This is a genomic window from Paenibacillus sp. FSL K6-2862, assembly GCF_038005125.1.
Lineage (GTDB): Bacteria > Bacillota > Bacilli > Paenibacillales > Paenibacillaceae > Paenibacillus > Paenibacillus illinoisensis_A.
Window position 1 is genome coordinate 1,089,995 of sequence record NZ_JBBOSN010000001.1, and the last position, 23,442, is coordinate 1,113,436.

21 protein-coding genes are annotated in these 23,442 nt (G+C 50.2%); 9 read left to right on the forward strand and 12 right to left on the reverse strand.

Annotated features, from left to right (window positions below; translation table 11 throughout):
* Window positions 1–55 precede the first annotated feature (55 nt).
* The 4 genes from MHB82_RS04900 to MHB82_RS04915 all read right to left on the reverse strand — a co-directional run bounded on the left by MHB82_RS04900 (window position 56) and on the right by MHB82_RS04915 (window position 5,526).
* A complete protein-coding gene (locus tag MHB82_RS04900; RefSeq protein WP_341174002.1) occupies window positions 56–1,885 on the reverse strand; it encodes an ABC transporter ATP-binding protein in 1,830 nt (609 codons plus the stop codon).
* Window positions 1,869–3,650 carry an ABC transporter ATP-binding protein gene (locus MHB82_RS04905; RefSeq protein ID WP_341174003.1) on the reverse strand — a complete coding sequence of 594 codons (1,782 nt, stop codon included), beginning with the start codon at window positions 3,648–3,650 and terminating at the stop codon, window positions 1,869–1,871. The genes MHB82_RS04900 and MHB82_RS04905 overlap by 17 nt, the downstream gene beginning before the upstream one ends.
* A gap of 60 nt (window positions 3,651–3,710) precedes the next feature.
* Entirely contained in the window at window positions 3,711–4,145 is a 435-nt protein-coding gene (locus tag MHB82_RS04910) for a MarR family winged helix-turn-helix transcriptional regulator (RefSeq protein ID WP_095361164.1), read from the reverse strand.
* Between the two features lie 229 nt (window positions 4,146–4,374).
* A complete protein-coding gene (locus tag MHB82_RS04915) occupies window positions 4,375–5,526 on the reverse strand; it encodes a DUF418 domain-containing protein (protein ID WP_341174004.1) in 1,152 nt (383 codons plus the stop codon).
* Between the two features lie 591 nt (window positions 5,527–6,117).
* On the opposite strand from MHB82_RS04915, the gene MHB82_RS04920 reads away from it, so the two are divergent.
* Genes MHB82_RS04920 through MHB82_RS04935 form a run of 4 tightly spaced genes read left to right on the forward strand, consistent with a single transcriptional unit; the run spans window position 6,118 to window position 8,916 of the window.
* Window positions 6,118–7,047 (forward strand): NUDIX hydrolase, encoded by a 930-nt coding sequence (locus tag MHB82_RS04920; protein ID WP_095361166.1) that lies wholly within the window; start codon window positions 6,118–6,120, stop codon window positions 7,045–7,047.
* 31 nt (window positions 7,048–7,078) lie between these two features.
* Window positions 7,079–7,555 carry an NADAR family protein gene (locus MHB82_RS04925; RefSeq protein WP_341174005.1) on the forward strand — a complete coding sequence of 159 codons (477 nt, stop codon included), beginning with the start codon at window positions 7,079–7,081 and terminating at the stop codon, window positions 7,553–7,555.
* A 1-nt stretch (window position 7,556) separates the two neighbouring features.
* The gene (locus tag MHB82_RS04930) at window positions 7,557–8,450 is read left to right on the forward strand and encodes a TIGR02452 family protein (RefSeq protein WP_445671216.1); all 894 of its coding nucleotides are present in this window, start codon (window positions 7,557–7,559) and stop codon (window positions 8,448–8,450) included.
* 43 nt (window positions 8,451–8,493) lie between these two features.
* Window positions 8,494–8,916, forward strand: coding sequence for a macro domain-containing protein (locus MHB82_RS04935; RefSeq protein ID WP_110755968.1), 423 nt, complete (start codon window positions 8,494–8,496; stop codon window positions 8,914–8,916).
* 141 nt (window positions 8,917–9,057) lie between these two features.
* On the opposite strand, the gene MHB82_RS04940 is transcribed toward MHB82_RS04935, so the two are convergent.
* The 6 genes from MHB82_RS04940 to MHB82_RS04965 all read right to left on the reverse strand — a co-directional run bounded on the left by MHB82_RS04940 (window position 9,058) and on the right by MHB82_RS04965 (window position 15,556).
* Entirely contained in the window at window positions 9,058–10,011 is a 954-nt protein-coding gene (locus MHB82_RS04940; protein WP_341174006.1) for an iron-hydroxamate ABC transporter substrate-binding protein, read from the reverse strand.
* A gap of 73 nt (window positions 10,012–10,084) precedes the next feature.
* The gene (locus MHB82_RS04945; RefSeq protein WP_341174007.1) at window positions 10,085–11,101 is read right to left on the reverse strand and encodes a FecCD family ABC transporter permease; all 1,017 of its coding nucleotides are present in this window, start codon (window positions 11,099–11,101) and stop codon (window positions 10,085–10,087) included.
* A gap of 1 nt (window position 11,102) precedes the next feature.
* Entirely contained in the window at window positions 11,103–12,074 is a 972-nt protein-coding gene (locus MHB82_RS04950) for a FecCD family ABC transporter permease (RefSeq protein WP_095361209.1), read from the reverse strand.
* Between the two features lie 204 nt (window positions 12,075–12,278).
* On the reverse strand, window positions 12,279–14,012 hold the full coding sequence (locus MHB82_RS04955) for a helix-turn-helix domain-containing protein (RefSeq protein WP_341174008.1): 1,734 nt from the start codon (window positions 14,010–14,012) through the stop codon (window positions 12,279–12,281).
* 45 nt (window positions 14,013–14,057) lie between these two features.
* The gene (locus MHB82_RS04960) at window positions 14,058–14,807 is read right to left on the reverse strand and encodes an ABC transporter permease (RefSeq protein WP_341174009.1); all 750 of its coding nucleotides are present in this window, start codon (window positions 14,805–14,807) and stop codon (window positions 14,058–14,060) included.
* The gene (locus MHB82_RS04965; RefSeq protein WP_341174010.1) at window positions 14,789–15,556 is read right to left on the reverse strand and encodes an ABC transporter ATP-binding protein; all 768 of its coding nucleotides are present in this window, start codon (window positions 15,554–15,556) and stop codon (window positions 14,789–14,791) included. The genes MHB82_RS04960 and MHB82_RS04965 overlap by 19 nt, the downstream gene beginning before the upstream one ends.
* A 192-nt stretch (window positions 15,557–15,748) precedes the next feature.
* On the opposite strand from MHB82_RS04965, the gene MHB82_RS04970 reads away from it, so the two are divergent.
* Both MHB82_RS04970 and MHB82_RS04975 read left to right on the forward strand, forming a co-directional pair.
* Window positions 15,749–16,753, forward strand: a complete 1,005-nt coding sequence (locus tag MHB82_RS04970) for a Gfo/Idh/MocA family protein (RefSeq protein ID WP_341174011.1) — start codon at window positions 15,749–15,751, stop codon at window positions 16,751–16,753.
* 92 nt (window positions 16,754–16,845) lie between these two features.
* Entirely contained in the window at window positions 16,846–17,466 is a 621-nt protein-coding gene (locus MHB82_RS04975) for a pyroglutamyl-peptidase I (RefSeq protein WP_341174012.1), read from the forward strand.
* 581 nt (window positions 17,467–18,047) lie between these two features.
* Here MHB82_RS04975 and MHB82_RS04980 read toward each other — a convergent pair.
* Together MHB82_RS04980 and MHB82_RS04985 are read right to left on the reverse strand one after the other, a co-directional pair.
* Window positions 18,048–18,881 (reverse strand): 1,4-dihydroxy-6-naphthoate synthase, encoded by an 834-nt coding sequence (locus MHB82_RS04980; protein ID WP_110755982.1) that lies wholly within the window; start codon window positions 18,879–18,881, stop codon window positions 18,048–18,050.
* Window positions 18,878–19,708 carry a futalosine hydrolase gene (locus MHB82_RS04985; RefSeq protein ID WP_341174013.1) on the reverse strand — a complete coding sequence of 277 codons (831 nt, stop codon included), beginning with the start codon at window positions 19,706–19,708 and terminating at the stop codon, window positions 18,878–18,880. The genes MHB82_RS04980 and MHB82_RS04985 overlap by 4 nt, the downstream gene beginning before the upstream one ends.
* Window positions 19,709–20,053: 345 nt before the next feature.
* Here MHB82_RS04985 and MHB82_RS04990 point away from each other — a divergent pair, with 345 nt between their 5' ends.
* The 3 genes from MHB82_RS04990 to MHB82_RS05000 are packed head-to-tail and all read left to right on the forward strand — an operon-like array spanning window position 20,054 to window position 23,334.
* Entirely contained in the window at window positions 20,054–20,443 is a 390-nt protein-coding gene (locus MHB82_RS04990; RefSeq protein ID WP_095288792.1) for a GntR family transcriptional regulator, read from the forward strand.
* Entirely contained in the window at window positions 20,436–21,335 is a 900-nt protein-coding gene (locus MHB82_RS04995; protein WP_095361179.1) for an ABC transporter ATP-binding protein, read from the forward strand. The genes MHB82_RS04990 and MHB82_RS04995 overlap by 8 nt, the downstream gene beginning before the upstream one ends.
* Window positions 21,310–23,334 (forward strand): hypothetical protein, encoded by a 2,025-nt coding sequence (locus MHB82_RS05000; protein ID WP_341174014.1) that lies wholly within the window; start codon window positions 21,310–21,312, stop codon window positions 23,332–23,334. The genes MHB82_RS04995 and MHB82_RS05000 overlap by 26 nt, the downstream gene beginning before the upstream one ends.
* Window positions 23,335–23,442: the final 108 nt, after the last annotated feature.

Here is a 23,442-nt window from a genome sequence, read left to right on the forward strand (position 1 = left end):
TCCCAGTACACGGAACCTTCGTGCGGCGTTTTGATGTTGTCGCTCAGTTGATGGATCAGTTTAGCTGACCTTGATGGAGCTGATAATAAAACCCTTTTTGCTGCATGAGATCCTCGTGGTTACCCCGTTCGGCAATCTGTCCTGAATCGATAACCAGGATCTGATCCGCCTCCCGGATCGTGCTCAATCTGTGGGCGATGACGAAGCTGGTCCGATCTTTCATCAACGTGCGCATCGCCTCCTGAATCTGCATTTCCGTACGGGTATCAATACTGCTCGTTGCCTCATCCAAAATCAGAATGGCCGGATCGGCGAGGATGGCCCGAGCGATCGTCAGCAATTGCCGCTGTCCTTGGCTCAGATTGCTTCCGCCCGCAATAATGGGGGTGTCGTAACCTTGGGACAGTTTGCGAATGAATGAATGGGCATTGGCCAGCTCAGCTGCCTGCCTGATCTGCTCATCGGTCGCATCCGGCTTGCCGTAGGCAATATTATCACGAATGGTTCCCGAGAACAGGTAGGCATCCTGCAGCACAATGCCGAGTCCGCGCCTGAGGTGATCCTTCTCCAGCTCCGAGATGTTCGTGCCATCAATGGTAATGCTTCCGCCTGTAATTTCATAGAAGCGGGGGAGCAAGTTAATAATGGTTGTTTTGCCGGCACCCGTTGGTCCCACGAGGGCAATCATCTCGCCAGGCTGCGCGGTGAAGCTGACATTTTTCAAAATCGCTCTGTCGGAATTGTATCCAAAGGATACATTATCAAAAACAACTTTGCCTTGAATGTGGTCCAGCTGCTTCTCCTGTTTCTCATCGTATTCACTTGGAGTATCCATAATCTGGAATACACGCTCGGCACCGGCAATGGCTGCCTGAATCAGGTTGTACTGGTTCGCAAGATCGTTAAGCGGTCGCTCAATCTGCCGGGAATAGGCTAGAAAGCTTACAATCAGTCCGATGGACGTTAATTCGTGGTAAGCCATCCATCCACCTACTGCCGCGAGAATGGCAAATCCAATGTTGTTCATGACGTTCATCGTAGGTCCAACCAGCCCGGATACGGTTTGGGCCTGCGTACTGGCTGTACGCAGCTTTTCATTCAGGTTTTCAAAATGCTGGTGCGCCTGTTCTTGACGGTTATAGGCGGCAACCACCTTTTGTCCGGCGATCGTTTCCTGCGCATAACCATTCAGCTCACCGAGAAGCTTCTGCTGGGCAGAAAAATGTTTGCGTGTTCTGGAAGCGATCAGCTTGGTCGCAATGGTGATTAACGGCACGGTCACCAGACTGAGAAGTGTCAGCCGGATATCCAGAGCAAGCATGATCGACAGCGAACCGACAAGAAGGATCGCACTGGACATCAGCTGAGTCACACTCTGATTCAGGGTAGTGGATACGTTATCGATATCATTGGTAGCCCGGCTCATCAGGTCTCCGCTTTGATTTTTGTCAAAAAAGCTTATGGGCAGCTGCTGCAGCCTGGAGAACAAAGCCTGACGCAGATCCTTCACTGTCAATTGGGATACGCCGATCATGACATAAGACTGTCCCCACATCATGAGCGAACTCAGGACATATACCGTCAGTAACAGAAGACAGTCCTTCAATAGGCCGTCTGTCACTTTCGGAACAATATGCTCATTGACGGCACGGCCCAGAAGGTAAGGTCCCGCCAGATTAAGCAGTGTACCCAGAGCGGTAAGGACCAGAGCCATGATAACCCCTTTGCGATGACGTCCCATGTAAGACCATACTCGCAGGATGGCGTGCTTGGCATTCTTGGCTCTTACTTTCGGAACAGGTCCCCGGCCCGGTCCAGGTCTTAAGGTAGGAGGGACGACAGGTGGCTGCGCGGAGGAAGATGCAGGTTTAGCCAAATTGAACATCCTCCTTCCGTTGTTGGGAATCATAAATGGATTGATAGTGTGTGGAATTGGCCATGAGTTCGTCATGTGTACCACTTGCCACGATTCGCCCCTCATCCAGCACGTAAATGCAGTCAGCATCCTTCACCGAAGATATGCGCTGTGCAATCAAAAAGGTTGTACTGTCTTTCATCAGGGAATGCAGTGCTCTCTGAATGCTTGCTTCGGTCCGCAGATCGACTGCGCTCGTACTGTCATCCAAAATAAGAACATCCGGCCGCATGAGCAGGGCACGCGCAATGGAAATACGCTGTTTCTGCCCGCCGGAGAGATTGACTCCCCGCTGTCCAAGCTCCGTGTCGTATCCATCTTTCAGGTTCATGATAAATTCATCCGCCGCCGCTGCCCGCGCTGCCGCACGGATCTCGGCATCCGTGGCATCCGGTCTGCCGAAGCTAATATTATCCCGAATGCTGCCGCTGAACAGAATGGATTCCTGCAATACAATGGACACTCTGCTGCGAAGCAGCTGAAGATCCCAGTTCCGTACATTAACGCCGCCAACGAGTACTTCGCCGAGTGAGGCATCATATAGGCGGGGGATCAGCTGCACGAGTGATGTCTTGCCTGAACCGGTGGAACCGAGTAAAGCCACTTTTTCCCCTGCTCGCGCAGTAAGATTAACTCCCGTGAGAGCATCTTCGCCGTCATAACGGAACGAAACGTCCCGGAATTCCACCTCACCTGGTCGGCGAGTACCCCTGGATGCCGGATTGGAACCAACCTGAATGGCCAGATTTAGCAATGCATTCTCAATCTGAGCTTCCTGGCCTGACTGAATGTCCGGCTCTGTATGTAGAACCTCGTTGATCCGCGCAGCAGACACCTTGGCCCGGGAGTAACTCATCATCATCATGCCGATGGAAGTGAGGGAGGAGAGCACCACCGTTACATAGTTGATAAAAGCAATCAGATCCCCGGCTGCAATATCGCCTCCTACAACCTGAAACCCGCCAAACCATAATACGGCTACGATGGTCGCATTCAGCATCAGGCTGAGTACAGGTGCATTCAGCGTAACAATACGCCAGGCTTTCACCGCTGTTCCCGTATAATCCTCATTGGATTGATTGAAACGCTTTTTCTCCGTGTCCGCCCGTGCAAAAGCCTTGACGACACGAATCCCAGCGAGATTTTCCTGCAGAACGGCGTTGACTTGATCCAGCTTGTTCTGCACGCTGGCAAATAGCGGGTAGGAAGCGGATATGAGAATATACAGAATGACAAAGAGAACGGGTACGGTCATCATGAGAATCAGCGCCAGCTTGATACTGATCGTAAATGCCATGATAATACTGCCGATGATCAGCATCGGCGACCGGATGAACATTCGCAGTAGCATCTGCACAAAGGTCTGCATTTGCGTAATATCGCTCGTTAAACGTGTAATGAGCGACCCTTCCTGGAATGTGTCCAGATTACGGAAGGAAAAGGTTTGAATATGATCGAACAGCTCCTGGCGCAGATCGGTGCCATATCCAACAGACGCTTTGCTGGAAAAGAGCGTACAGCCTGCTCCGCCAACCCAGCCAATGAGGGCAAACAAAAGCATGAACAGCCCCGTGCGTACAATATGGGGGAGGTCACCGGCAAGCACGCCATCATCCACAATGCTGGACATCAGCTTCGGCTGAAGCAGGTCCATGGCTACCTCCAGCACCATGAGGAGTGGAGCGAGTATGGCGGCTGACTTATAAGGCGTCAAAAATCGTTTTAACGTCCACAATAGGGAAATCACCTCATTTAATGAAGTCTAAAATCATCTTGCAAAAATTCCATGCGTCATTCAGGATTCACGAAGGTTGTGAATCATGCGCTGTGCAAGCGCTGACATGAGCTGCGTTTCTTCCGGCGTAAATCCTTCCTGAGCCTGGAGCTCCAGTTCCTGAAATACCTCACTCAAATCCTTGAGCGCGCTGCGGCCCTGGTCGGTCAGATAGACACGCAGACTGCGCTGGTCATTCGGATCGGCTTCACGCCTTACATATCCCGATGTTTCCATGCGTTTCAGCATGACTGTAACGGTTGCAGGAGCACGGCGAAGCTTCTCGGCCAGACTTTTCTGGGTTTGACCATCTTCACGGTCAAGCTGGAACAGCAGTGGAGGTTGTCCCGGGTACAGCTCGGGGTGATTAACCAGCTTCTCATGAACTTTATAGCGATGCAGCTTCACAAGTTCGGATAATTGTCCGAGCAGCCGTTCGCTGCGGGCTGAATGCATAAGCTACCCTCCTATTAATTAGTCGACTAACTAAATCATAAGTTTGATCTTACATATCGTCAAGGCATTTGTAGGGTCAAATTAAATATGTGAGGGCATCGTATCCCCAGCGGCGGAGCGATGAAGGTTTTGCAACATAAGAAAAAGAGCTCCGGAACGGATCCGGAGCTCGAACTGAAGAGAGAGAAATACTTTGCTGCCCTTACAGGTAACCCTACCCTTTTTGATATTACATCTGTTCAGTCCGTGACTGTGACTTGACGGCAGGAGAGATGGAGAGCTTGCGCCACAACCATTCGACCGGTCCCGATTTAAATTTGAGCAGCCATGCATGTGAGAATAACATTAATACAATACAGATGCCGGCCCACAGTAACACAACCACAAGCGAAGAGGGATAACCACCAAGTCCCAGACCCCATCCGTAAAAGATGGCGGAAGCCAGAATGTTTTGCAGAATGTAACAGCTCAATGCCATCTTGCCAATCTCTTCGAACCGCCTGAAGAGACCGGCGAACCTATTTTTCTCCAGCATGTAAGCGATTAGCCCAAGATAGCCGAACGTAAGGATCGGTGCACTGATGTACCGAACAAACAAGTCCATGCTGCCTCCCGGCACCAGCAGGAGCAGGTTCAGAGGAATGCCGGCGGCAAGCCCGAAATTCATCCATTTGCGGCGTCTAAGACGTCCGGATGCTTCGTCTGAGAATAGGTTTGCACGCATGAGCATGGAACCCAGCAGGAACAGAAATATATTCAGCGGAATGATGATGATGGACTCTGTTCGAAAGAAAGCAAAGTTGTCCAGCCGGAATAGAACCTGCTCCCACCATGTTCCTGTGGCGTATAGCTTGGCAATCACGTCCATGTTATTGAAGGTGGCACCACTCTCTGAAAGGGCCAACAGTGCGGTAATTCCGCCCACTCCGATGAGATGTATACCACCCATGAGCCCCATCACGATCAAAATAAAGCGGCGGGAACGGTTGATGATGAAGGACACGATGATGCCAGTAATTGCATAACTCATCAGCACATCGTATTCCAAGACCAACGTGTAGTGCAGCAATCCATCAATGAGCAGCAGCACACATGTCCATATGTAAACCCCTGGCCAGACATATCCTTCACGAAGTGCTTTTTGCCGCTTTAATTCCATGCCTGCCCCGAAGAGAAGAGTAAGCAGTCCGAGGAATTTTCCGTTCACCAGAAAAAGCATCAGTGTTTGCAGTAAACGATCACCCGAGGTCCACCAGGGTTGAAGCGGATCGCCAAACATTTTGTTCAGAGAGCCTAAGTATGCAAAAAGCCAAATATTCGTCCCCAATGTACCAATAATCGCAAATCCTCTAAGAACATCCAATAATACAATTCTTTTCATTCCAGCAACACATCCTCCTTATTAATACGAGTGAATTGAAGTTAATATAACACAGTTGTATTAAAATAGATATAATACAGTTGTACTGAAATAATCGCTGCGGGTTAGCCACCAAGCCGGCCTTTCCATCTCACACTTTTACTATACAAGCTGTGTATACTGTATATATCAATATACACAGTATACAGACCTCCACTTTGCACCGTCAACCCTTTTTTTCCTGAATCAGGAATTTAGCAGGAATTTATTTCCTTAGACATTGAAATGATGCAGTATGAAAGGCTGGCTTAGGGCAGTTACCACACTGTTCGTTTAACAACTGCTTCGAACTGGTGTGCAGGCAAAAAAAAAGAGAGCTGACTCCGATATTGTGCGAACACAAAACTGAATCCACCCTTTCAATTTTCCGGCACCTGTATGCAGAAGAGGTCAAACTTTTACACCACGATTAACACCCACCCAATCCCAACCCGTACAGCAGTTCTTATTTTTTTTGATATGGGAAATATTGACGAAGGCTAATAGATATGTTAACTTCTTATTATCTAATTGTTAATAACATTATGTTAATAACAGAATGGGGTTTTAAATATGACAAATGAAGGTTATTCAGAGGGCCGACCATTGGACCATCTGAATCATGGCAATATGAGCGAGCAGCAGTTTCTGGAGACATATAATGCAGGCGATTATGAGCGTCCTTCGGTGACGGTAGATATGCTTGTCTTCACGATAAGGAGTGAAGCTCAGTCCAATTATCGCAAACTGGCTGAGCCTGCACTTCAGCTGCTGATGATTCGCCGCGGTGGTCATCCCTATATAGGGAAGTGGGCATTACCAGGTGGATTCGTGTCCATGCAGGAATCCCTGGAAGATGCAGCACGCCGCGAGCTGGTTACGGAGACCGGGCTGGATGATATCTATCTGGAGCAGTTGTACACATGGGGTGATGTGCATCGCGATCCTCGTACAAGGGTAATCAGCTGCTCGTATATGGCGCTCGTTGATAGCAGCGAGCTTGAGCTGGAAGCAGGCGACGATGCGAGTGATGCGGACTGGTTCAGGGTAGAACAGCGGCTCCTTGAGGAGAAGCGTCATATTCATGAACGAGGTCGAACGACGGAACGAAGAGTGCAGCTAACGTTGTCGAACGGAACCGAGGAGCTATCGGCTGTCATTGAGGTGAAGGAAGCTGTGGAAGGAAGCGTGCGAAGCAGCAGCATGACCATCTTGGAAGTGGAGGGCATAGCGTTTGACCATGCCAAGATCATGTATTATGCGCTGGAACGGTTACGATCCAAAGTGGAATATACGGATATTGCTTTTAATCTGATGCCCGAGACATTTACGCTGACGGCCCTGCAGAAGGTCTATGAGATTATTAGTGGCAAAAAGCTGCTGGCTGCAGCCTTCCGGCGCAAAATTGCGGATTGGGTGATCGAAACCGGAGAGTTTACGGGCAATGCAGGACATCGTCCTTCCCGCTTATACAGACTGAACCCGGAGCGTATGACAACATAATTGTTTTATTGAAAGGAGGACATAAGGAACTATGGAGAAGTTTACTTTCTTTTGGCGTACCGCATCACCCTTTTCCCAGTGGCATCCGGCTGATTTTACGGTGAACGGAATCAGTTATACGAGTGCTGAACAGTACATGATGCATCAAAAAGCACTGCTGTTTGGCGATCAGGCCATGGCGGACAAGATTTTGAAGGCAAGCTCGGCTTCAGTACAAAAAAAGCTGGGCAGACAGGTAGCCGGGTTCAACCAAGAGATATGGGAAGCAAACTGCAAACGCATTGTTTATGAAGGCAATCAGGCCAAATTTACACAAAATGAAGACCTGCTCGCCGCATTGCTCGCCACCCGTGGCACGACCCTTGTGGAAGCAAGCCCGGATGACCGAATCTGGGGCGTTGGACTGGCAGAAGAAGATCCGCGTATCCGCTATCGCAGAACATGGCGGGGAACCAACTGGCTCGGTGAGATTCTGACCCGGCTAAGAGATGAGATAGGAAGTGATTAGAATGAATACAAACCATCATATGAAAAATAACCAGCTAAAAAGCACGAATCAGCGAACGGGCCGGGCTCGTATTGCCCAGGAAACACTGGCCATCCTGGAAGAGGGGCAGTACATCAACGGATATGACCGCAGGGTATCGATTGAGGAAGATTTGAAAGAAGCGATTCAGGGTTCCGTTTTATACCGTCCGGATGAGCTTCCGGCACTTCGGGAGCAGGTGCGCCAATTACAGGCAGCGCCTAAGTCTGCAGCTGCTAAAATTGAAGTCACTGGTGAGACAACGCTTGCGGCAGCTTCACGTCTCGTGGTAGATGAGGGGAGAACGGATGTCGTTTGCCTTAACTTTGCCTCAGCGAAAAATCCGGGTGGAGGTTTCCTGGGTGGAAGTCAGGCACAGGAAGAGAGTCTCGCCCGGGCTTCCGGGTTATATCCTTGTATTTCTCAAATGAATGAAATGTATGATCATAATCGTAAGCTGCGCACCTGTCTGTATTCAGACTATATGATCTATTCGCCGGGTGTACCGGTCATACGTGATGATGAGGACCGGCTGCTAGCCCAATATTACACGACTTCTTTTATTACGGCTCCTGCCGTAAATGCTGGCGTTGTGAAGGAACGGGAGCAGGCAGATGACCAGCAGATCGAATCGGTCATGAAGGAGCGAATTCGGTATATTTTGGACGTGGCAGCGACGAATGGTCATCGTACCCTTGTTCTGGGAGCTTATGGTTGCGGGGTGTTCCGGAATGACCCGGTGGATGTGGCGAGGTATTTCCATGAAGTCCTGGTACAGGAGAATTTCAGGCAGTCCTTTGATCAAATAGTCTTTGCTGTGTTGGACAGATCAGCTGGACAGAGAATAATCAAGGCGTTTCAAGAACAATTGCTTTGAACAGCAAGTAATTCATTTTAATATGTGAAGAAGGAGGATTCAGATGCAATTTCGTGAGATCCAACAAGATTTGTTTGCAATGGATGAAGGCTATACGCTCGCTCATTGTATTTCCGCTGATGCCCGCATGGGGGCGGGAATTGCAGTACAGTTTCGGGAAAGATTCGGACTTCAGGTTCTACAGGAGCAGGCGAAGCAGGAAGCGCTTGAGATTGGACGGTGTTACCCGGTAGGGCGTACGTTGAATCTGGTAACCAAAGCGAAGTTTTCGAATAAACCGACCTATTCATCGTTTACCCACGCGGTGCAATCGATGCGAGACGTCTGTGTAGAACAAGAAATCAGTAAGCTGGCCATGCCGCAGATTGGTTGCGGACTCGACAGACTGAAGTGGGACAAAGTAAGCAGCATTATTCAGGATACGTTTGCTGACACGGATGTTGAGATTGTCGTTTGCACCTTATGAGGATGAGGAATGCCAGGCTTTCATTAATATATAGAGAAAAAACCTCTGCTTCGGACGGAGGAGAACAGGACCGCAAGTCTGCCGTTCCCTCTCCAGTTCGTAAGCGAGGTTTTTTTGTGATTTCTCCAGTGTGATGCTGGTTTATTTTTGGATAAACATCTCTTTGGCCTCATCCAGTGCCATTTTATTGCCAATTGCGGAATAGTCCAGCCAAGGCTGCGCGCCGATGGTGTACACGTGACCGGCTTTAACGGCTTTTAGCCCTTGCCAGATCGGGTTGTTTTGCAGTTCTTTGAACATGTTCTCCGCTTCCTCATCCGAGTTCACCACTACGAAGATGGCATCTGCATCGAAATCAGGCAGTACTTCACGGGAGATCACCTGGTAAGGCTTTGTGGAATCGATATCTGATATGCCTTTGGCCGGGGTCAGTCCAAGATCATCATACAAGATCGGCCCCATAGGACGGCGCGTGCTGAATACACGCAATTCTTTGGCAGTAACACGGATGGCCATCACGCTACCATCACCGATCTCGCCGTGAATTAATGATTTTACTTCTTCGGTCTCTGCTGCATAATCCTGAATATATTGCTCTGCTTCCTTTTCACGATTGACCAGCTTGCCAATGTCCTTGAGATGATCACGCCATGTACCGTCATCCAGATTAAATACATGCACAGGAGCGATTTTCTCAAACTTGGCAATGTCCTCACCGGAATATTCTTCATCGAGATAGATCACATCGGGTTTCAGGGCAAGCAGAGCTTCCATGTCGGGATCTTTCACCGGACCTAGCGGCGTCGTGTTTTGCAGGCGATCTGCAACATGAGACAGGAACGCTTTGGCTTCGCCGCCAATTACGGAACCCACGGGTGTGATGCCAAGCGCCAGCAAGTCATTCGTCAGGTGGATGGACATCGACGCGATGCGTTGTTCTCCGGAAGCCGCACTGTTATTCTGCTGCTCGGAAGTACTACCCGTGGAAGTACTGCCAGTAGCGGAAGAAGAGCCAGAATTGCTGGCAGTTCCGCAAGCGGCAAGCACAAATATCAGGCAAATGCTCAGAGCAAGCAATAGGTTTTTCTTTAACATGAAGATTCACATTCTCCTTGGACATCACTTGGATGTTAATAATTAGATGAATAAAGTAGATCAACGGCTTTGATCATTTGGTTCGCACCAGCAGATATAAAAAATAAGGCGCACCAATGGCAGCCACCACAATACCTGCGGGGATGGCATTCGGTTGGAAAATGGTTCGTCCAATCGTATCGGCGGTAACCAGGATGACCATGCCAATGAGACCGGCCGCCGGAATCAGGTGGCGATGCATCGGACCGACAAGTCTGCGGGCGAGATGTGGCGCGGCCAGCCCGATAAAGCCAATGCCTCCCGCCATGGATACACTTACGGCTGACAGCGCTACAGTACATAGAAGAAGCCATATGCGCTGGGACCTGACAGGTGTGCCGATACCCGTGGCAGCTGCATCTCCGAGACCGAAAGCGTCCAGCGTTTTGGAACGGCTCCAGATGTAGGGAACACAAACTGCAATCCATGGAAGCAGAGCCTGCACGTGAATCCAGTCCCGACCCCACACACTGCCGGCGAGCCAGCGGGCAGCGAAGGAATACGTATCTTCATCCAGCCGAAGAGACAGATATAACGTTAGCGCATGAAACCCTGCGGCGACAGCGATACCGACCAGGATCAGCTTGATGGGAGATACCCCGTTATGCCGGTCATAGGCGAGAAGCATAATGATCAGTGCCGAGATGACTCCGCCTGCAAAAGTAAACAAGGGGATCAGCAGGGCAATCGAGCCATCCATGGAATAGGACAGACTTACGAAAACCATCAGCCCAAATGCTGCTCCTGCATGAAGGCCAAGAATACCGGGATCGGCAAGCGGGTTGCGCGTAATGCCTTGAAGGGCCGCACCCGAGATACCAAGTCCTGCTCCAGCCAGTACTGTAATGAGAATGCGAGGCAAACGGTAATCGAACAACACAATCTGATCATCCGGGCTGCCATAACCAAGCAGCGTTTGCAGTACAGCGAGCGGAGAGAGACGGATCGTACCCGTATTCAGGCTAATCACGATAACTGCGCATGCAATACAGAGCAGCGTAACGCTGACTGCGATGGATCGTTTTCCCCGTGAAGGCACAGTGGATCTCATGTTACAATGCCCTCCTTTCCTTGCGGGCCAGATAGAGGAAGAACGGTACACCGACAAAAGCAACCATGATGCCTACCGCCAGCTCCTCCGGTGGATTTACGATGCGTGACCCCAGATCGGCCAATACCAGAAGGATGGCCCCGAGCAGGGAGGACATGGGAATGATCAGACGATAATTGACACCAACGAGTTTACGGGAAATATGCGGAATGACTAACCCGACGAATCCAATCGAGCCAACGGCGGATACGGACACGCCTGCCAGTATAACCACAGCCGTGAGTGCAAGGAATCGGGTCATGCGAATATTAATCCCCAGGCCCAGCGCAACTTCCTCTCCGAGCGACATGAGGGATACTCTCCGGGCAAGAGGCATGGTCAGCAGCAATGTGATCAGAAGAACAGGAACAATGAGTCTCAGATGCCGCCATTCAATACCGCCAAAGCCACCGGCATACCAGAAGGCGAGATCCTGACTTAGGTCAAAATAAATCGCGACACCTGTACTGAGCGAGCTCAGCATGGCGGCAACGACAGCACCTGCAACCGTCAGCCGCATGGATGTCAGTCCTCCCGGCGCGGCCGACCCCAGCAGGAAAATAAATAGGGTGCTCAGCACGGCACCAATGAATGAAAGACCCATAAGCCAGGCATAAGGCAGTCCCGGCCAGATGGCAAAGCTCAACGCCACCATGAAGGTGGCACCTGCGTTAATGCCGAGTACTCCCGTATCCGCCAGCGGATTGCGCGTAATTCCCTGCATCAGCGCTCCTGCAACCGCAAAGGCTGCGCCTACGACAGCGGCAGCAACTACACGGGGGAGACGGAGCTCATGAATAATCTGGTGCGGTGTCAGAGCCGGATTGTACTGAAATATGGCCGCCCATACCGTTTCGAGTGTTAGTGATTTGGCACCAAGCGATATGGCGACAAACAGACTAATTAGCAGAATGGCGATGGCTGACAAAAACATCAGGCTTATTGTCACCGGGGATTTAGTTGAATTGGACGGACGATGTGGCAGTCCCGGATGTTGAATGGGGGTCACTCCTTTTGTTGCCAGCAAGATCAGCTCTGCTGTTATTGATTATCATTATCAATTAGAGTTCATTATAAAATCTTAATTCAGGCCCGTACATGGCATAAATTAAGATTCGGGTGATGGACATTTTTTAGATTACAAAAAGGATGCCTTGTTCGTCAATAACATGACGGCCTCATCCAGCTGGATGTTGATGGAATAGGGTGCATATACAACCCACGAATTCCAATCAATAACATGAACATGCCCATTCCGGACGGCCGGATACTGATTCCAACGTGGATCAGCCTGGATTTGATGCAGCAGGGAGGCGCGTTCTTTCACCGAGGTCACGGCCAGCAGCAGAACATCAGCCTCCAGTCCATCCCATTCTCCTGGAGTGATGGACATCCAGTTGAAACCTACACCTGGAGGTTTACCAGCGAGCTCGGATTGAATACGTTCAGGTGGAGTCAGCTGCAGGCTGCGATAAAACACATGACCGAAGTTACGGGTGCTGTACATACGCGGCCCCTTCGCAGTTAATGTGCATACCGCAACCGTTACCTGTCCAATCGTCTCCCTGATCTTTTTGCGTGCACGCTCAACCTTGCGTTCATGCCGTTCCAGCCAGTCATTCGCTGCCTGGGTGCGATCCACGATGGATGCAATCGTATGAAGATGACCGAACATGTCAGTCTGATTCCAGGGGATGGTGATGATTGGAGCGATATCCCCGATATGTTCCATAGCTTTTGCGGCTGCATTGTCCTTGGTCAGAATCAGGTCGGGGTTCACATCCAGAAATGCCTGACGTCCTTGCTCCCAGGGTTCATACGCATGAAATGGCAGACGGAGTGATTTCGGGATATGGGGTAGATGTCCCTGAATCTGAGCCGCACAAGGCGTTATGCCGAGGGTCATTAGATGATCGGTGTAGGGGTATGAAAGCGAAACAATATTGCGGTGAACCTGCTTCGCATAGGACGTTGGCGCGTAGCCGGCATGGTTTCGAAAACGCCGGCTGAAATAAAATTCGTCCCGGTAACCGACATTCCGGGCCACATCGCGAATGCGCATGTCCGAGGTCAACAGCAGTTCCTTGGCACGGTTCATGCGCAGATGGGTTACGTATTCAATTGGATTTTTGTACATCCGGCTCTTGAAAAGCTGCGAATAATACGATGGATGCATGCCTGCCAGTTCGGCCAGTTTCTCCAGTTTGATCTCATGCATATAGTTGTCGCGCATATATTGCATCGTTACCTGGAGCCACTGATTCGGGTCGTCCTCTGCGCTATCGTTATTTATCTGCTCTTCCTGAGGCCAGAGCATGTGCAGCAACTCGGTCATGAGCATTTTCTTTTTATGTGAGGTTGGTCCGTCATCCGCAGTCAACTGAGCTGCAATGCGCTGTATGCCGTAATAAGGGCCCTGAATCCAGCCCTGTACCGGGAAGCTTGATTCACGCTCATAAATAATTCGTGTTTCGCTCTTCTCCGCTGCCCGGAACAGATCATAATTGATGATATACAGCTCGGTCTCATGCCCTGCGTCACTGAATAATTCCAAAGCAGTGCCTGGATTGCAGAGGAAGGCAGATTTGCGGGTAACGAGGTGCTCAGTACCATTCATTTTCAGTTTCCCCGTAAATTTATGCATGTATATAAAGGTATGGTGGTTAATATCGGGTTTACTCCAAGTCCACTCCTTGCTCGTGAACCTGATCAGGTCTGTTTGATGAATTTCGAGCAGGGTATCTTCCAGGAAAAGCCCCAGATCACTCGGTGAAATAGCTTCCTTGCCCGTGGCCATAATACTGAGGTTCATGTTGTTGGACACAGGGGGATGAGCGTTTGGATGATGAACTATATCTGATTTGCTTATCATGGAGGGACCTCCCTTCGTTCTATATATTCAATGAATCGATTCTTTCTATAACGAGCGTAGACGCATATCTGAGGTAAACCATTGTCTGTACGTCAGCAGACTCAGTATGATGCTGGTTATGGCTGCCGAGCTGGTGAAGGCAAACACAATCAGAATCTGGTAACGGACAGCTTCGACGGGGTCGGCGCCTGCGATAATCATGCCGGTCATCATGCCGGGAAGCTGAACGAGGCCTACCGTTTTCATGCCGTCAATGGTCGGAATCATGCTGGATTTGACAGAGCGTTTCAATACATCCTGAAATGCACGTCTGGGCGCAGCACCCAGAGAGAGCAGTGTCTCGATCTCCCCTTTGGAAGCTTCAACCTCACGTTTCATCTGATTCAGGAACAGCCCCGAGACAACCATCGCATTGCCAATCGTCATTCCGCTGAGTGGAATAATGTATTGCGGGGTCGGCTCGACAATGTGAAGACCCAGCAGGAGTCCCATCATCAATAATTCGGTCACCGTAATGGCTGCTGCGATATATAGGGTGACTCGGCGTAGTCCCTTGCCTCGTTTACCCGCGTTGAAGGATGCCACGGTTATCATAAAACCGACAATCGCAATGATGAGTGCAGGGTGGTCCGAGTTGAAGATAAATTGAAGTACATATCCGACCAGCAGCAGTTGAATCGCCGAACGAACGGTACCTACAGCAATATCTCTCTCCAAACCAAGCTTCTGCCAAACTGAAATAAGCATGGTCAGCATAATAAATATGATAGTGAAACTCAGTGCGAGGATGGACATGTGTTCTCCTTATCTGCCTCGGGGGCAGGACGCAGAATGTATTGACGGGCCAGTTCGGAATGTGGATGGGCAAAGAAAAGGGAGGTGGGCTGGCGTTCCAGCAGGGTCTGTTCGCCCATGAACCATGTCGTTGTGCTGAACGAGCGTGCCTGTTCCTGATCATGGGTGACCCATACGAGTGAAATGCCCTCTTGCTTGCTCCATTCGGTCAATTGCTGTTCGACAAGCTTGGCATTGGTCCGGTCCAGAGAAGCCGTGACTTCATCCAGAAGCAGCACCTTGGGACGAAGCATGATGGAACGGATCAGCGCTATGCGCTGTTTTTCTCCGCCAGAAAGATCACTGGCCCTTTTATGTATATCCAGTTCTTCCAGCCCCACTCCGGCCAGCAGACGGCTAGCCAGATGTGAATCATAGGATGTCCGGTGGAGGTAGTGAACGGTTTTCAAATTATCTTCAACACTGCCTGCGAGCATAACGGGTTGTTGTGCAACATAGGACATGCGCATGCGCCAGGTCCTGGGATCGGAATCGAGGTAGGAGGTGCCTTGCCAGAGGATATCTCCGCCATCGGGCACATCCAATAAGGACAGGATGCGGAGCAGCGTGCTTTTGCCCTGTCCGGATGCACCCAGTACGGCAATTCGCTCTCCTTCATCGACAGAGGCATTCACCTTCTCGAACAAGAGACGCTTCTCAGTCGTTCCAATATGCTTGGTGAGTTGTTGAATGGTTACGAGAGTAGACACAGCGGGATCTTCCTTTCATCCGTGATCTGCTGATAATCTTAGCAAAAATGCTTGAGAATTGAAATGAAAGCTGCTCAGTGCAAGCATGGGAAATAGGAGTTGAAACCAACGTCTGACGTGAGAGGTTCTTTTTGGTAATATAGAGGTGAGTCAGAATTGGTTCTACCAATAGGATACAAGGGAGGCTTTCATATGACAGGAGTTACGGGACGACAAGACAAGGTAAAGTGGGGCATTATGGGCACAGGATGGATCGCATCCCAGTTTGCCAGAGATCTGGAGCATGCCGGCAATGCCGTGAAGGCAGCGGTTGGTTCGCGTACACGGGAAAGTGCGGAGAAATTTGCAGCTGAATATGGTTTTGCAAGCGGATACGGATCGTATGAAGAACTGCTGCAGGATCCAGAAGTGGACATTATCTACGTTGCTACACCGCATCCTTTTCATAAAGAAAATGTAATGGCTTGTCTGGAAGCGGGAAAAGCAGTGCTGTGTGAGAAGCCGTTTACGATGAACGGACGTCAGCTGGAGCAGCTGGTGGAGACGGCTCGCAGCCGCAAGCTCTTCCTGATGGAAGGTATGTGGACACGGTTCTTGCCTCCGATTGTTCAGGCGCGGAAGTGGATTGCCGAAGGACGAATCGGTGAAGTGCGGCTTGTCAAAGCGGATTTTGGTTTCCGTATCGGTTGGGAGCCTGAAGGAAGACTGCTGAATCCGGATCTGGGCGGGGGAGCTCTGCTGGATGCTGGCGTGTATCCTGTTTCATTCGCGTCCATGATCTTTGGCGAGCAGCCGCAGCATGTCTGGAGCACGGCGAACATCGGAGAGACCGGTGTGGATGAACAATTCTCCGTACTGCTCTCTTATTCGGAAGGACGCTCGGCATCATTGAACGGGGCAGTCCGTCTGAACCTGAGCAACGAAGCTGTCGTGTACGGTACGGAAGGGTATATCCGTTTGCCGCTTTTCCTCGCTGGTAAAGAAGCATATCTGCATATGAATGGTCAGGACGAGCCCGAGAAGTTTATGGATGATCGGACAAGCATCGGCTATGCATTTGAAGCAGAAGAGGCTGGACGCTGCATCTTGGAAGGCAAAACGGAAAGTTCAATTATACCGTTGGACGAGTCCCTTGAGATCATGAAACTGATGGATACCATTCGTGGACAGTGGGGCTTGCGATATAAATTTGAGTAATGGTAAACCATCATAACCGGATGGTTCTATGTAGGTAAGTATGCAGAGAAATCATACGGGATACGAAATGAATGGATGGGAGTGGGACTAGGATGAAAATTCTGATTTCAGGGTTTGAGCCTTTTGGCGGGGATGCCGTGAATCCCACGGGAGAACTGATGGAAGCTCTCGCACAGGAAGTGGTGGAAGGCGCCAAACTGAAAACCGTGCTGCTGCCGGTACATTTCGATGAATGTGCGGATCTGCTGATTGCCGAGATGGAAGCATATGGTCCGGATGTCGTGATTGCCTGTGGTCTTGCCAAAGGCCGGACGGCTGTGACACCTGAGCGTATCGCTGTGAATGTAAAAGACATTCCGCCTGGCTCCTATGCCGATAACCAGGGACAACGTCCTGTGGACGAGCCCATAACCGAAGGCAGTCCGGACGGCCTGTTCTCGACATTGCCCATCCGCGCGATGGTGAATAATATGACTGCGGCAGGTATTCCAGCAGCGGTATCCAATACTGCCGGAACGTATATTTGCAATAATACGATGTATCGTGTGCTGGATTACATTCGATTGCAGCAGCTGCCGATCCGGGCGGGATTTGTGCATTTCCCGGCTTCAACTGAGATGTCATTGCTGCAGCCGTCGGTGCCTTCGCTGCCGAAAAGTGCAATGCTTGATGCCTTGCGGGTAATGATACACACCGTAGTGGCGGAAGCGTAAATCATGGTCTTCTTGTATGTGAGGTAGTAGCTAAGTTAAGGGAGACTTACCCTGTGAGTAACGTTCGTTGCAATAGGGATTGAATGGAGTAACTAAAACGTTTTCTGAAATATGTCTTATTCTAACTTGTAATGTGCTAGATTCGATTGTAAGTAACGAAAATTAGATAGAAGGGGCTGTCCCATGAAGTCATATTGATGACTATGGGACAGCCCCTTTTTTGATACATAATTAGTGGCACCGTACAGGCAACCAGTGTCGCTGCTTAGATGAATAGAGCTGATGATTTGAGCTAATGAGTAGATCTGATGAGTAAAGCTAACGAACTCAGTATCTCTTATTAAAAAAGGTACCAGAGGTTCGTTGGGTGTGACGCATCGTAAATGACTTATTTCACCGTTTCACTTGTTCTGTCCCCAGTTTCTGCCCGAATAATGTGTCTACTGTTCATCAGCCTGTCCATTACGTCTGAATTCTCCGAATAGGTTGCGACAGGTTCGTTAGAGACAAAAAGAACTAAAACCGAAGGTAGGCAGGCTCCGTATTCATCCTAACGAACAGCTTGCTGTTTGCTGGCCAGATCAGATCCGCAGAAGATTCAGGTCGAATTCGGGAACGAGGCCCTCTTTCATCGCTCGTCCAAGCAGGGCTGTAATTGCTCCATAGCCGTCATCGCCCAGATGGGCACTGAACTCGTTCACGTATAGATCAATATGCTGTGCTGCAACATCCGGGTCCATTTCCTGTGCATGCGCCATGACGTATTCTTTGGATTCATCCGGGTGTGCCCAAGCGTATTCCACGGATGCACGTGCCCATCCAGCGAGTGCATGAGCGTCCAGATTACGGCGTGCAATGATTGCTCCGAGCGGGATCGGCAGGCCGGTATCGCTTTCCCACCAGCTGCCCAGATCAGTCATCAGCTTCAGATCGTAGTTTTGGTACGTGAAGCGCGCTTCATGGATGACCAGACCTGCATCGATTTTGCCATCCCGTACCGCTGGCATGATCTGATCGAACGGCATCACAACAATTTCGCCCACGCCTCCTGGAACATTCTGCGCTGCCCATAGACGGAACAGCAGATAAGCGGTTGAGCGTTCACTCGGCACGGCAACTCGCCGTCCGGACAGATATGCAGGATCAGTAGTGCCGTTAGCCGTAAGAACGAGTGGTCCGCATCCTCTTCCCAGTGCTCCGCCGGAAGGCAGCAGAGCATACTCGTTCAGCACGTAAGGTAGGGCTGCATAAGAAATTTTCAAGACATCCGGGCCGCCGGGGTTAGCAGCCAGACCATTCGTAATATCGATATCCGCATAGCGGACATCCAGTTCCGGAGCACCCGGAATAAGTCCGTGCACCCAGGCGTGAAAGATAAATGTATCGTTAGGACAAGGGGAAAATGCAATTTTCATGATGTAAGTACCTCCCGTAAAATGGAACTTGCCGCCTGGAGCGCATCCAGGGCATCCTTGATGCGCCAGGCATCGCGGTCGCGTGGACCGACCGCGTTGGATATGGCCCGCAGTTCGAGCGCAGGTACGCCGAACTGCTTGGCCGCCGTTGCCACGCCGAAGCCTTCCATGCCTTCGGCGGTGGCATCCGGCACGCGGCGCAGCAGCTCCGCGGCCGTCTCGGCCGTTCCGGTCGCCGTGGACACGGTGACCGCTGTGCCTCCGCTGACAGCGTGCCCGGCCCGCTGCAGCTCATGGCGCAGGCGAGCGGCAAGCTCTGCGTCCGCCGCCACACGGGACGAGCCGAATCCGAGCTCGTCCACGCTCAGGAAGCCGTCTGGCGTCTGCGAGCCCAGATCGGCAGCAACCATGGCGTCGGCCACCACGAGTGAGCCGACGTCCGCCCGGCCGGGGAACCCGCCGCCAATGCCGGCACTGATCACCAGCGTGTACGCTGGGGTCAGGCCTGCTCCGGCAAGGGGCCCCGGGGATGCGGCAGATGCCTGCGCCGCATCCGATCCGGCTGGCGCGGTTGAGCCCTGCGCCAGCACCTTCCCGCCAGCCGCTGCGGCGAATGCCAGCTTGGCTGCCGTACTTGCTGCAACTGCTGCCGGGCCTACCCCGCCAGCAATCACGTCAAACATTTCCGCGGATTGATCACCAAGACCGCGAAGTACGGCATCTTTCTCCGCATCCACGGCGGTTACGATTAATACGCGCGGAACTGCTTGGTTCAGTGCCGAGCCGTCTGACTCTGTATGATTTAAAGCCTGATTTTGCTGATTCATCGGAGTTCTCCCTTATAAGGTGTTAGATTCAACGCTATATTTGGTCATCTCCATCATAACGGAATGGGAAAGAGAGGAACAACCTTTCCATGTATTTGTCTGAACATGATCCGCTTACATGTGCTGCCTCGCTAACGGGGCTTGGATCTTATATATGTCACTTCATATATATAAAGGTATCGCGTATTAAGAGTGAAGTCAAAGATAACGTTGACAAACTATTTCAACTGTATTAATAATAATAGTACAGTTAATACACCTGGTGTTAGAAAGCATACACTTTATATACAGTCATTCAATTCGCTTATGGGGTATTACATTATTTTTGGGGAGAGGAGGTGCGGGATGTTCGAATTAGATGTACGCAGCCGTAAGGCGATCTACGAACAGCTAGTGGACAAAATCAAGGAAATGATCGTATACGGTGTTCTCCAACCTGATGAACAGCTTCCTTCGGTGCGCACACTGTCAGCGCAGCTGACCGTCAATCCGAATACGATTCAGAAGGCATATCGGGAGCTTGAACGCGAAGGGTATATCTACTCTTTGCAGGGAAAAGGGAGCTTCGTATCATCGTCTGTGGAACATCCGAATGCAGCCATGAGAGATGAGATTAGAGCGGCACTGGTGAAGCTGATTGCAGAAGCGACGTACTCCGGTTTAACCAAGGCGGATATGACGCTTTTGTTCCAGGAAGCGATGGCCCGTATCGAAAAGGGGGAGCCGAATGATTGAGCTGAATCAGGTGATTAAAGCGTTTGAACATGAAAAAGCGGTGGATGGCGTTACGATGCACATACATAAAGGATCCATCTACGGTTTGCTTGGCTCCAACGGGGCAGGTAAGACATCGCTGCTCAAAATCATGGCCGGCATTTATCGCCAGGACAGTGGGACAGTTCGCATTGACGGGGCCGAGATTTATGAAAATATGGATCTCAAAGGCCGCACGATTTTCATGGCGGATGCGCCGTACTTTTTCCCGCAGTCCTCCATTGCCCAGATGGCGGATTTCTATCGTTCCGTGTATCCGCGCTGGAATGAGGAGCGATTCGCACAACTGGCCACGGTGTTCAAGCTGGATGTAAAACGCAAGCTGCATCGCATGTCCAAAGGAATGCGCAGGCAGGCAGCTGTATGGCTTGGGCTGAGCTGCATGCCGGAAGTGCTGCTCATGGACGAGCCGATTGACGGTCTTGATCCGGTGATGCGGCAGCAGATCAAAAATTTGCTGTTCCAGGAAGCCGCTGAGCGTCAGGTGACCATTATTATTTCGTCCCATAACTTGCGCGAAATCGAAGATCTGTGTGACCACGTCGCCATTATGCACAAGGGCCGCATTATTGTAGAGAAGGATCTCGATGATCTGAAGGCCGATACCCATAAGATTCAGGTGGCTTTCCGTCATCCTGACGATGCCAAGGCGATGGATGAGCTGAACATTTTACATGAAGAGATGCGGGGAAGTGTCTCGCTGTACATTGTCAAAGGCAGTCGCGAGGAAGTGACGGAACGGTTCCGGGCCTTGAATCCTTATCTGCTGGATGTGCTGCCGCTGACGCTGGAAGAAATATTTATTTATGAAATGGAGGATGCAGGGTATGATATTCAACCGATTATTCTGTAACCGGGGCATCCTGTTCCAAAATTTCAGGCAGCACGGTTGGCTCGGAATACTGTACCTGATCACGCTGCTGTTTTCGCTGCCACTATATATTGCGACGGCACATAGGGATATCCCGCAGCAGATTACTAGCTTGTTTCAGGCAAATGGGGAAACTCATATTTTATTTGCGATCACATTCCCGGTGGCGATGGGCATTTTTCTATTCCGTTATATGCAATCCGGAGCGCCGTCGGACTTGTTCCACGGTTTGCCGCTGAAGCGCAAACATCTGTTAACGGTCAATCTGCTCTCCGGCTTCGGAATGATCCTGATCCCGATCTGGATTACCACGGCGATTACAGGTTGGGTGTGGGCTGCGCAGGATCGTATGGCCTTCATCTTTGACGGCAGTGAGATCTGGATGTGGGGCCTTAGCATGAGCATTTATTCACTGTTTATGTTTATGCTGACTGTAGCTGTGGGCATGTGTATCGGCCAATCTGTACTGCAGGGTCTAACGGTATATGCAATCTTGTTATTGCCTGTCGTGTTTTGGTTTATCTTTACGCTGCACCTGCAGCATTATCTGCTTGGATATCCATATGGTGATATGAACAGCTATGCGGAGAAGATATCTCTTGTCCTTCGTATGGGGTCCATTAATTTGATACCTGTAATACGACTGGAACTCATCATTTACTCGGCCTTGGCCATCTTGTTCATCCCACTAGCTTATGTTTTATATGCCAAGCGTAAAGTGGAATCCGCTACTCAGGCGATTACGTTTACCCTTGTAAAACCTATATTTCGCTTTGGTTTGATGTTTACGCTGGTTTTGATTGGTGGAGCCTATTTCACGGTTATTGCACCCCCAGGATCAACCGGGTGGACCATCTTCGGATATATTCTCGGCGGCATAGTCGGTTATATTGTGGCCGAGATGATCATTCGCAAAACGTGGCTGATCTGGAACGTAAGATTACTGCCCAAGCTTGCCTTGTATGGTCTCCTGTCCGCGTTGATTCTGTACGTGCCTGTCGCTGACTGGAACGGTTACGCTGCCAGAGTGCCGGAAGTGAATGATGTCAAAAGCATTAAGCTTGGAGGAGATCGTTACACTTACGTTAACGGAGTGAATCAGAAGATGGATGATCATCCATTTTACTCGGATAGTCCTGAATTTCTGGGGGCGGTACTTGCTCTTCATCAGAAAATCATCGATTCTGACTTGCCGTTGCTAGACCCTGTAAATCCGGATGATGATTATGACGAGTATGTGTATATCAGCTATAAACTCAATAACGGCAAGGTCATGAAGCGTAAATATCAAATTCCTGAAACTGAATTCCGACAGGAACTAATGGCCTTGAAACAGTTAGAGGATTATAAAAAGGTGGCTTATGATACGTACAAACTGGATGAGGATATCCTCAGTATTGGAATCCGTTCCACCATCAGTTCGTATCGCAAAATATACATTGGTAGTCCTGACCAGGTCCGGGAGTTCAAGGAACTGTTGAAGCAGGATATTCTCGACCAAACCTATGAGGAACAACGTTCCCCTTGGCAGTCGTTTGCAAATGCGGAGATAAATCAGGAATCCCACTCCAAAGATCCGTATCAACCGAGAGATATGTGGAGTTACGAAATCAAACCAAGCTATGACCGTGTGATCGGGTGGCTGAAAGAGAACAAATTATATGATCAACTGCTTGTTACGGCAGACGAAATTGCTTCGGCGCAGTTCGTGAAGCAGGAGATCGACAGTCCGGGTAATCCTCAGTGGGTATATGCTCAGCCGGAATATATTGATGGAAGTCTGGGCAGCAGCAAGCAGGTCGCAACTAAAAACAAAAAAATGATTAGCGATCTGCTAGAACGTCAGCGATCAGGAGAGCGGACGGAGAAAGCCACCGTTTATCAGATCAAGCTGAATGCCATACGTGGGGAAAACATCTATATGATGCTGAAGGAAGAAGATTTGACCGAAGAGATGAAAGCCATTTTGTCCGAAAAATAGATCGAATGGTGAGCGGGAAGGGTTCTCCCGCTGCCGAATGTGTAGCCCATGAGGCTTGCTTGACGAAATGATTGTATTGGAATATATTTGAAAAGGTTGAGATTCGCT

Bases quoted from the DNA above. Each gene is read 5' to 3' on its own strand.
- MHB82_RS04900 (WP_341174002.1), bottom strand. From the start codon at position 1,885: ATGTTCAATTTGGCTAAACCTGCATCTTCCTCCGCGCAGCCACCTGTC.
- MHB82_RS04910 (WP_095361164.1), bottom strand. From the start codon at position 4,145: ATGCATTCAGCCCGCAGCGAACGGCTGCTCGGACAATTATCCGAACTT.
- MHB82_RS04915 (WP_341174004.1), bottom strand. From the start codon at position 5,526: ATGAAAAGAATTGTATTATTGGATGTTCTTAGAGGATTTGCGATTATT.
- MHB82_RS04920 (WP_095361166.1), top strand. From the start codon at position 6,118: ATGACAAATGAAGGTTATTCAGAGGGCCGACCATTGGACCATCTGAAT.
- MHB82_RS04925 (WP_341174005.1), top strand. From the start codon at position 7,079: ATGGAGAAGTTTACTTTCTTTTGGCGTACCGCATCACCCTTTTCCCAG.
- MHB82_RS04930 (WP_445671216.1), top strand. From the start codon at position 7,557: ATGAATACAAACCATCATATGAAAAATAACCAGCTAAAAAGCACGAAT.
- MHB82_RS04935 (WP_110755968.1), top strand. From the start codon at position 8,494: ATGCAATTTCGTGAGATCCAACAAGATTTGTTTGCAATGGATGAAGGC.
- MHB82_RS04940 (WP_341174006.1), bottom strand. From the start codon at position 10,011: ATGTTAAAGAAAAACCTATTGCTTGCTCTGAGCATTTGCCTGATATTT.
- MHB82_RS04945 (WP_341174007.1), bottom strand. From the start codon at position 11,101: ATGAGATCCACTGTGCCTTCACGGGGAAAACGATCCATCGCAGTCAGC.
- MHB82_RS04950 (WP_095361209.1), bottom strand. From the start codon at position 12,074: ATGTTTTTGTCAGCCATCGCCATTCTGCTAATTAGTCTGTTTGTCGCC.
- MHB82_RS04955 (WP_341174008.1), bottom strand. From the start codon at position 14,012: ATGATAAGCAAATCAGATATAGTTCATCATCCAAACGCTCATCCCCCT.
- MHB82_RS04960 (WP_341174009.1), bottom strand. From the start codon at position 14,807: ATGTCCATCCTCGCACTGAGTTTCACTATCATATTTATTATGCTGACC.
- MHB82_RS04970 (WP_341174011.1), top strand. From the start codon at position 15,749: ATGACAGGAGTTACGGGACGACAAGACAAGGTAAAGTGGGGCATTATG.
- MHB82_RS04975 (WP_341174012.1), top strand. From the start codon at position 16,846: ATGAAAATTCTGATTTCAGGGTTTGAGCCTTTTGGCGGGGATGCCGTG.
- MHB82_RS04980 (WP_110755982.1), bottom strand. From the start codon at position 18,881: ATGAAAATTGCATTTTCCCCTTGTCCTAACGATACATTTATCTTTCAC.
- MHB82_RS04985 (WP_341174013.1), bottom strand. From the start codon at position 19,708: ATGAATCAGCAAAATCAGGCTTTAAATCATACAGAGTCAGACGGCTCG.
- MHB82_RS04990 (WP_095288792.1), top strand. From the start codon at position 20,054: ATGTTCGAATTAGATGTACGCAGCCGTAAGGCGATCTACGAACAGCTA.
- MHB82_RS04995 (WP_095361179.1), top strand. From the start codon at position 20,436: ATGATTGAGCTGAATCAGGTGATTAAAGCGTTTGAACATGAAAAAGCG.
- MHB82_RS05000 (WP_341174014.1), top strand. From the start codon at position 21,310: ATGATATTCAACCGATTATTCTGTAACCGGGGCATCCTGTTCCAAAAT.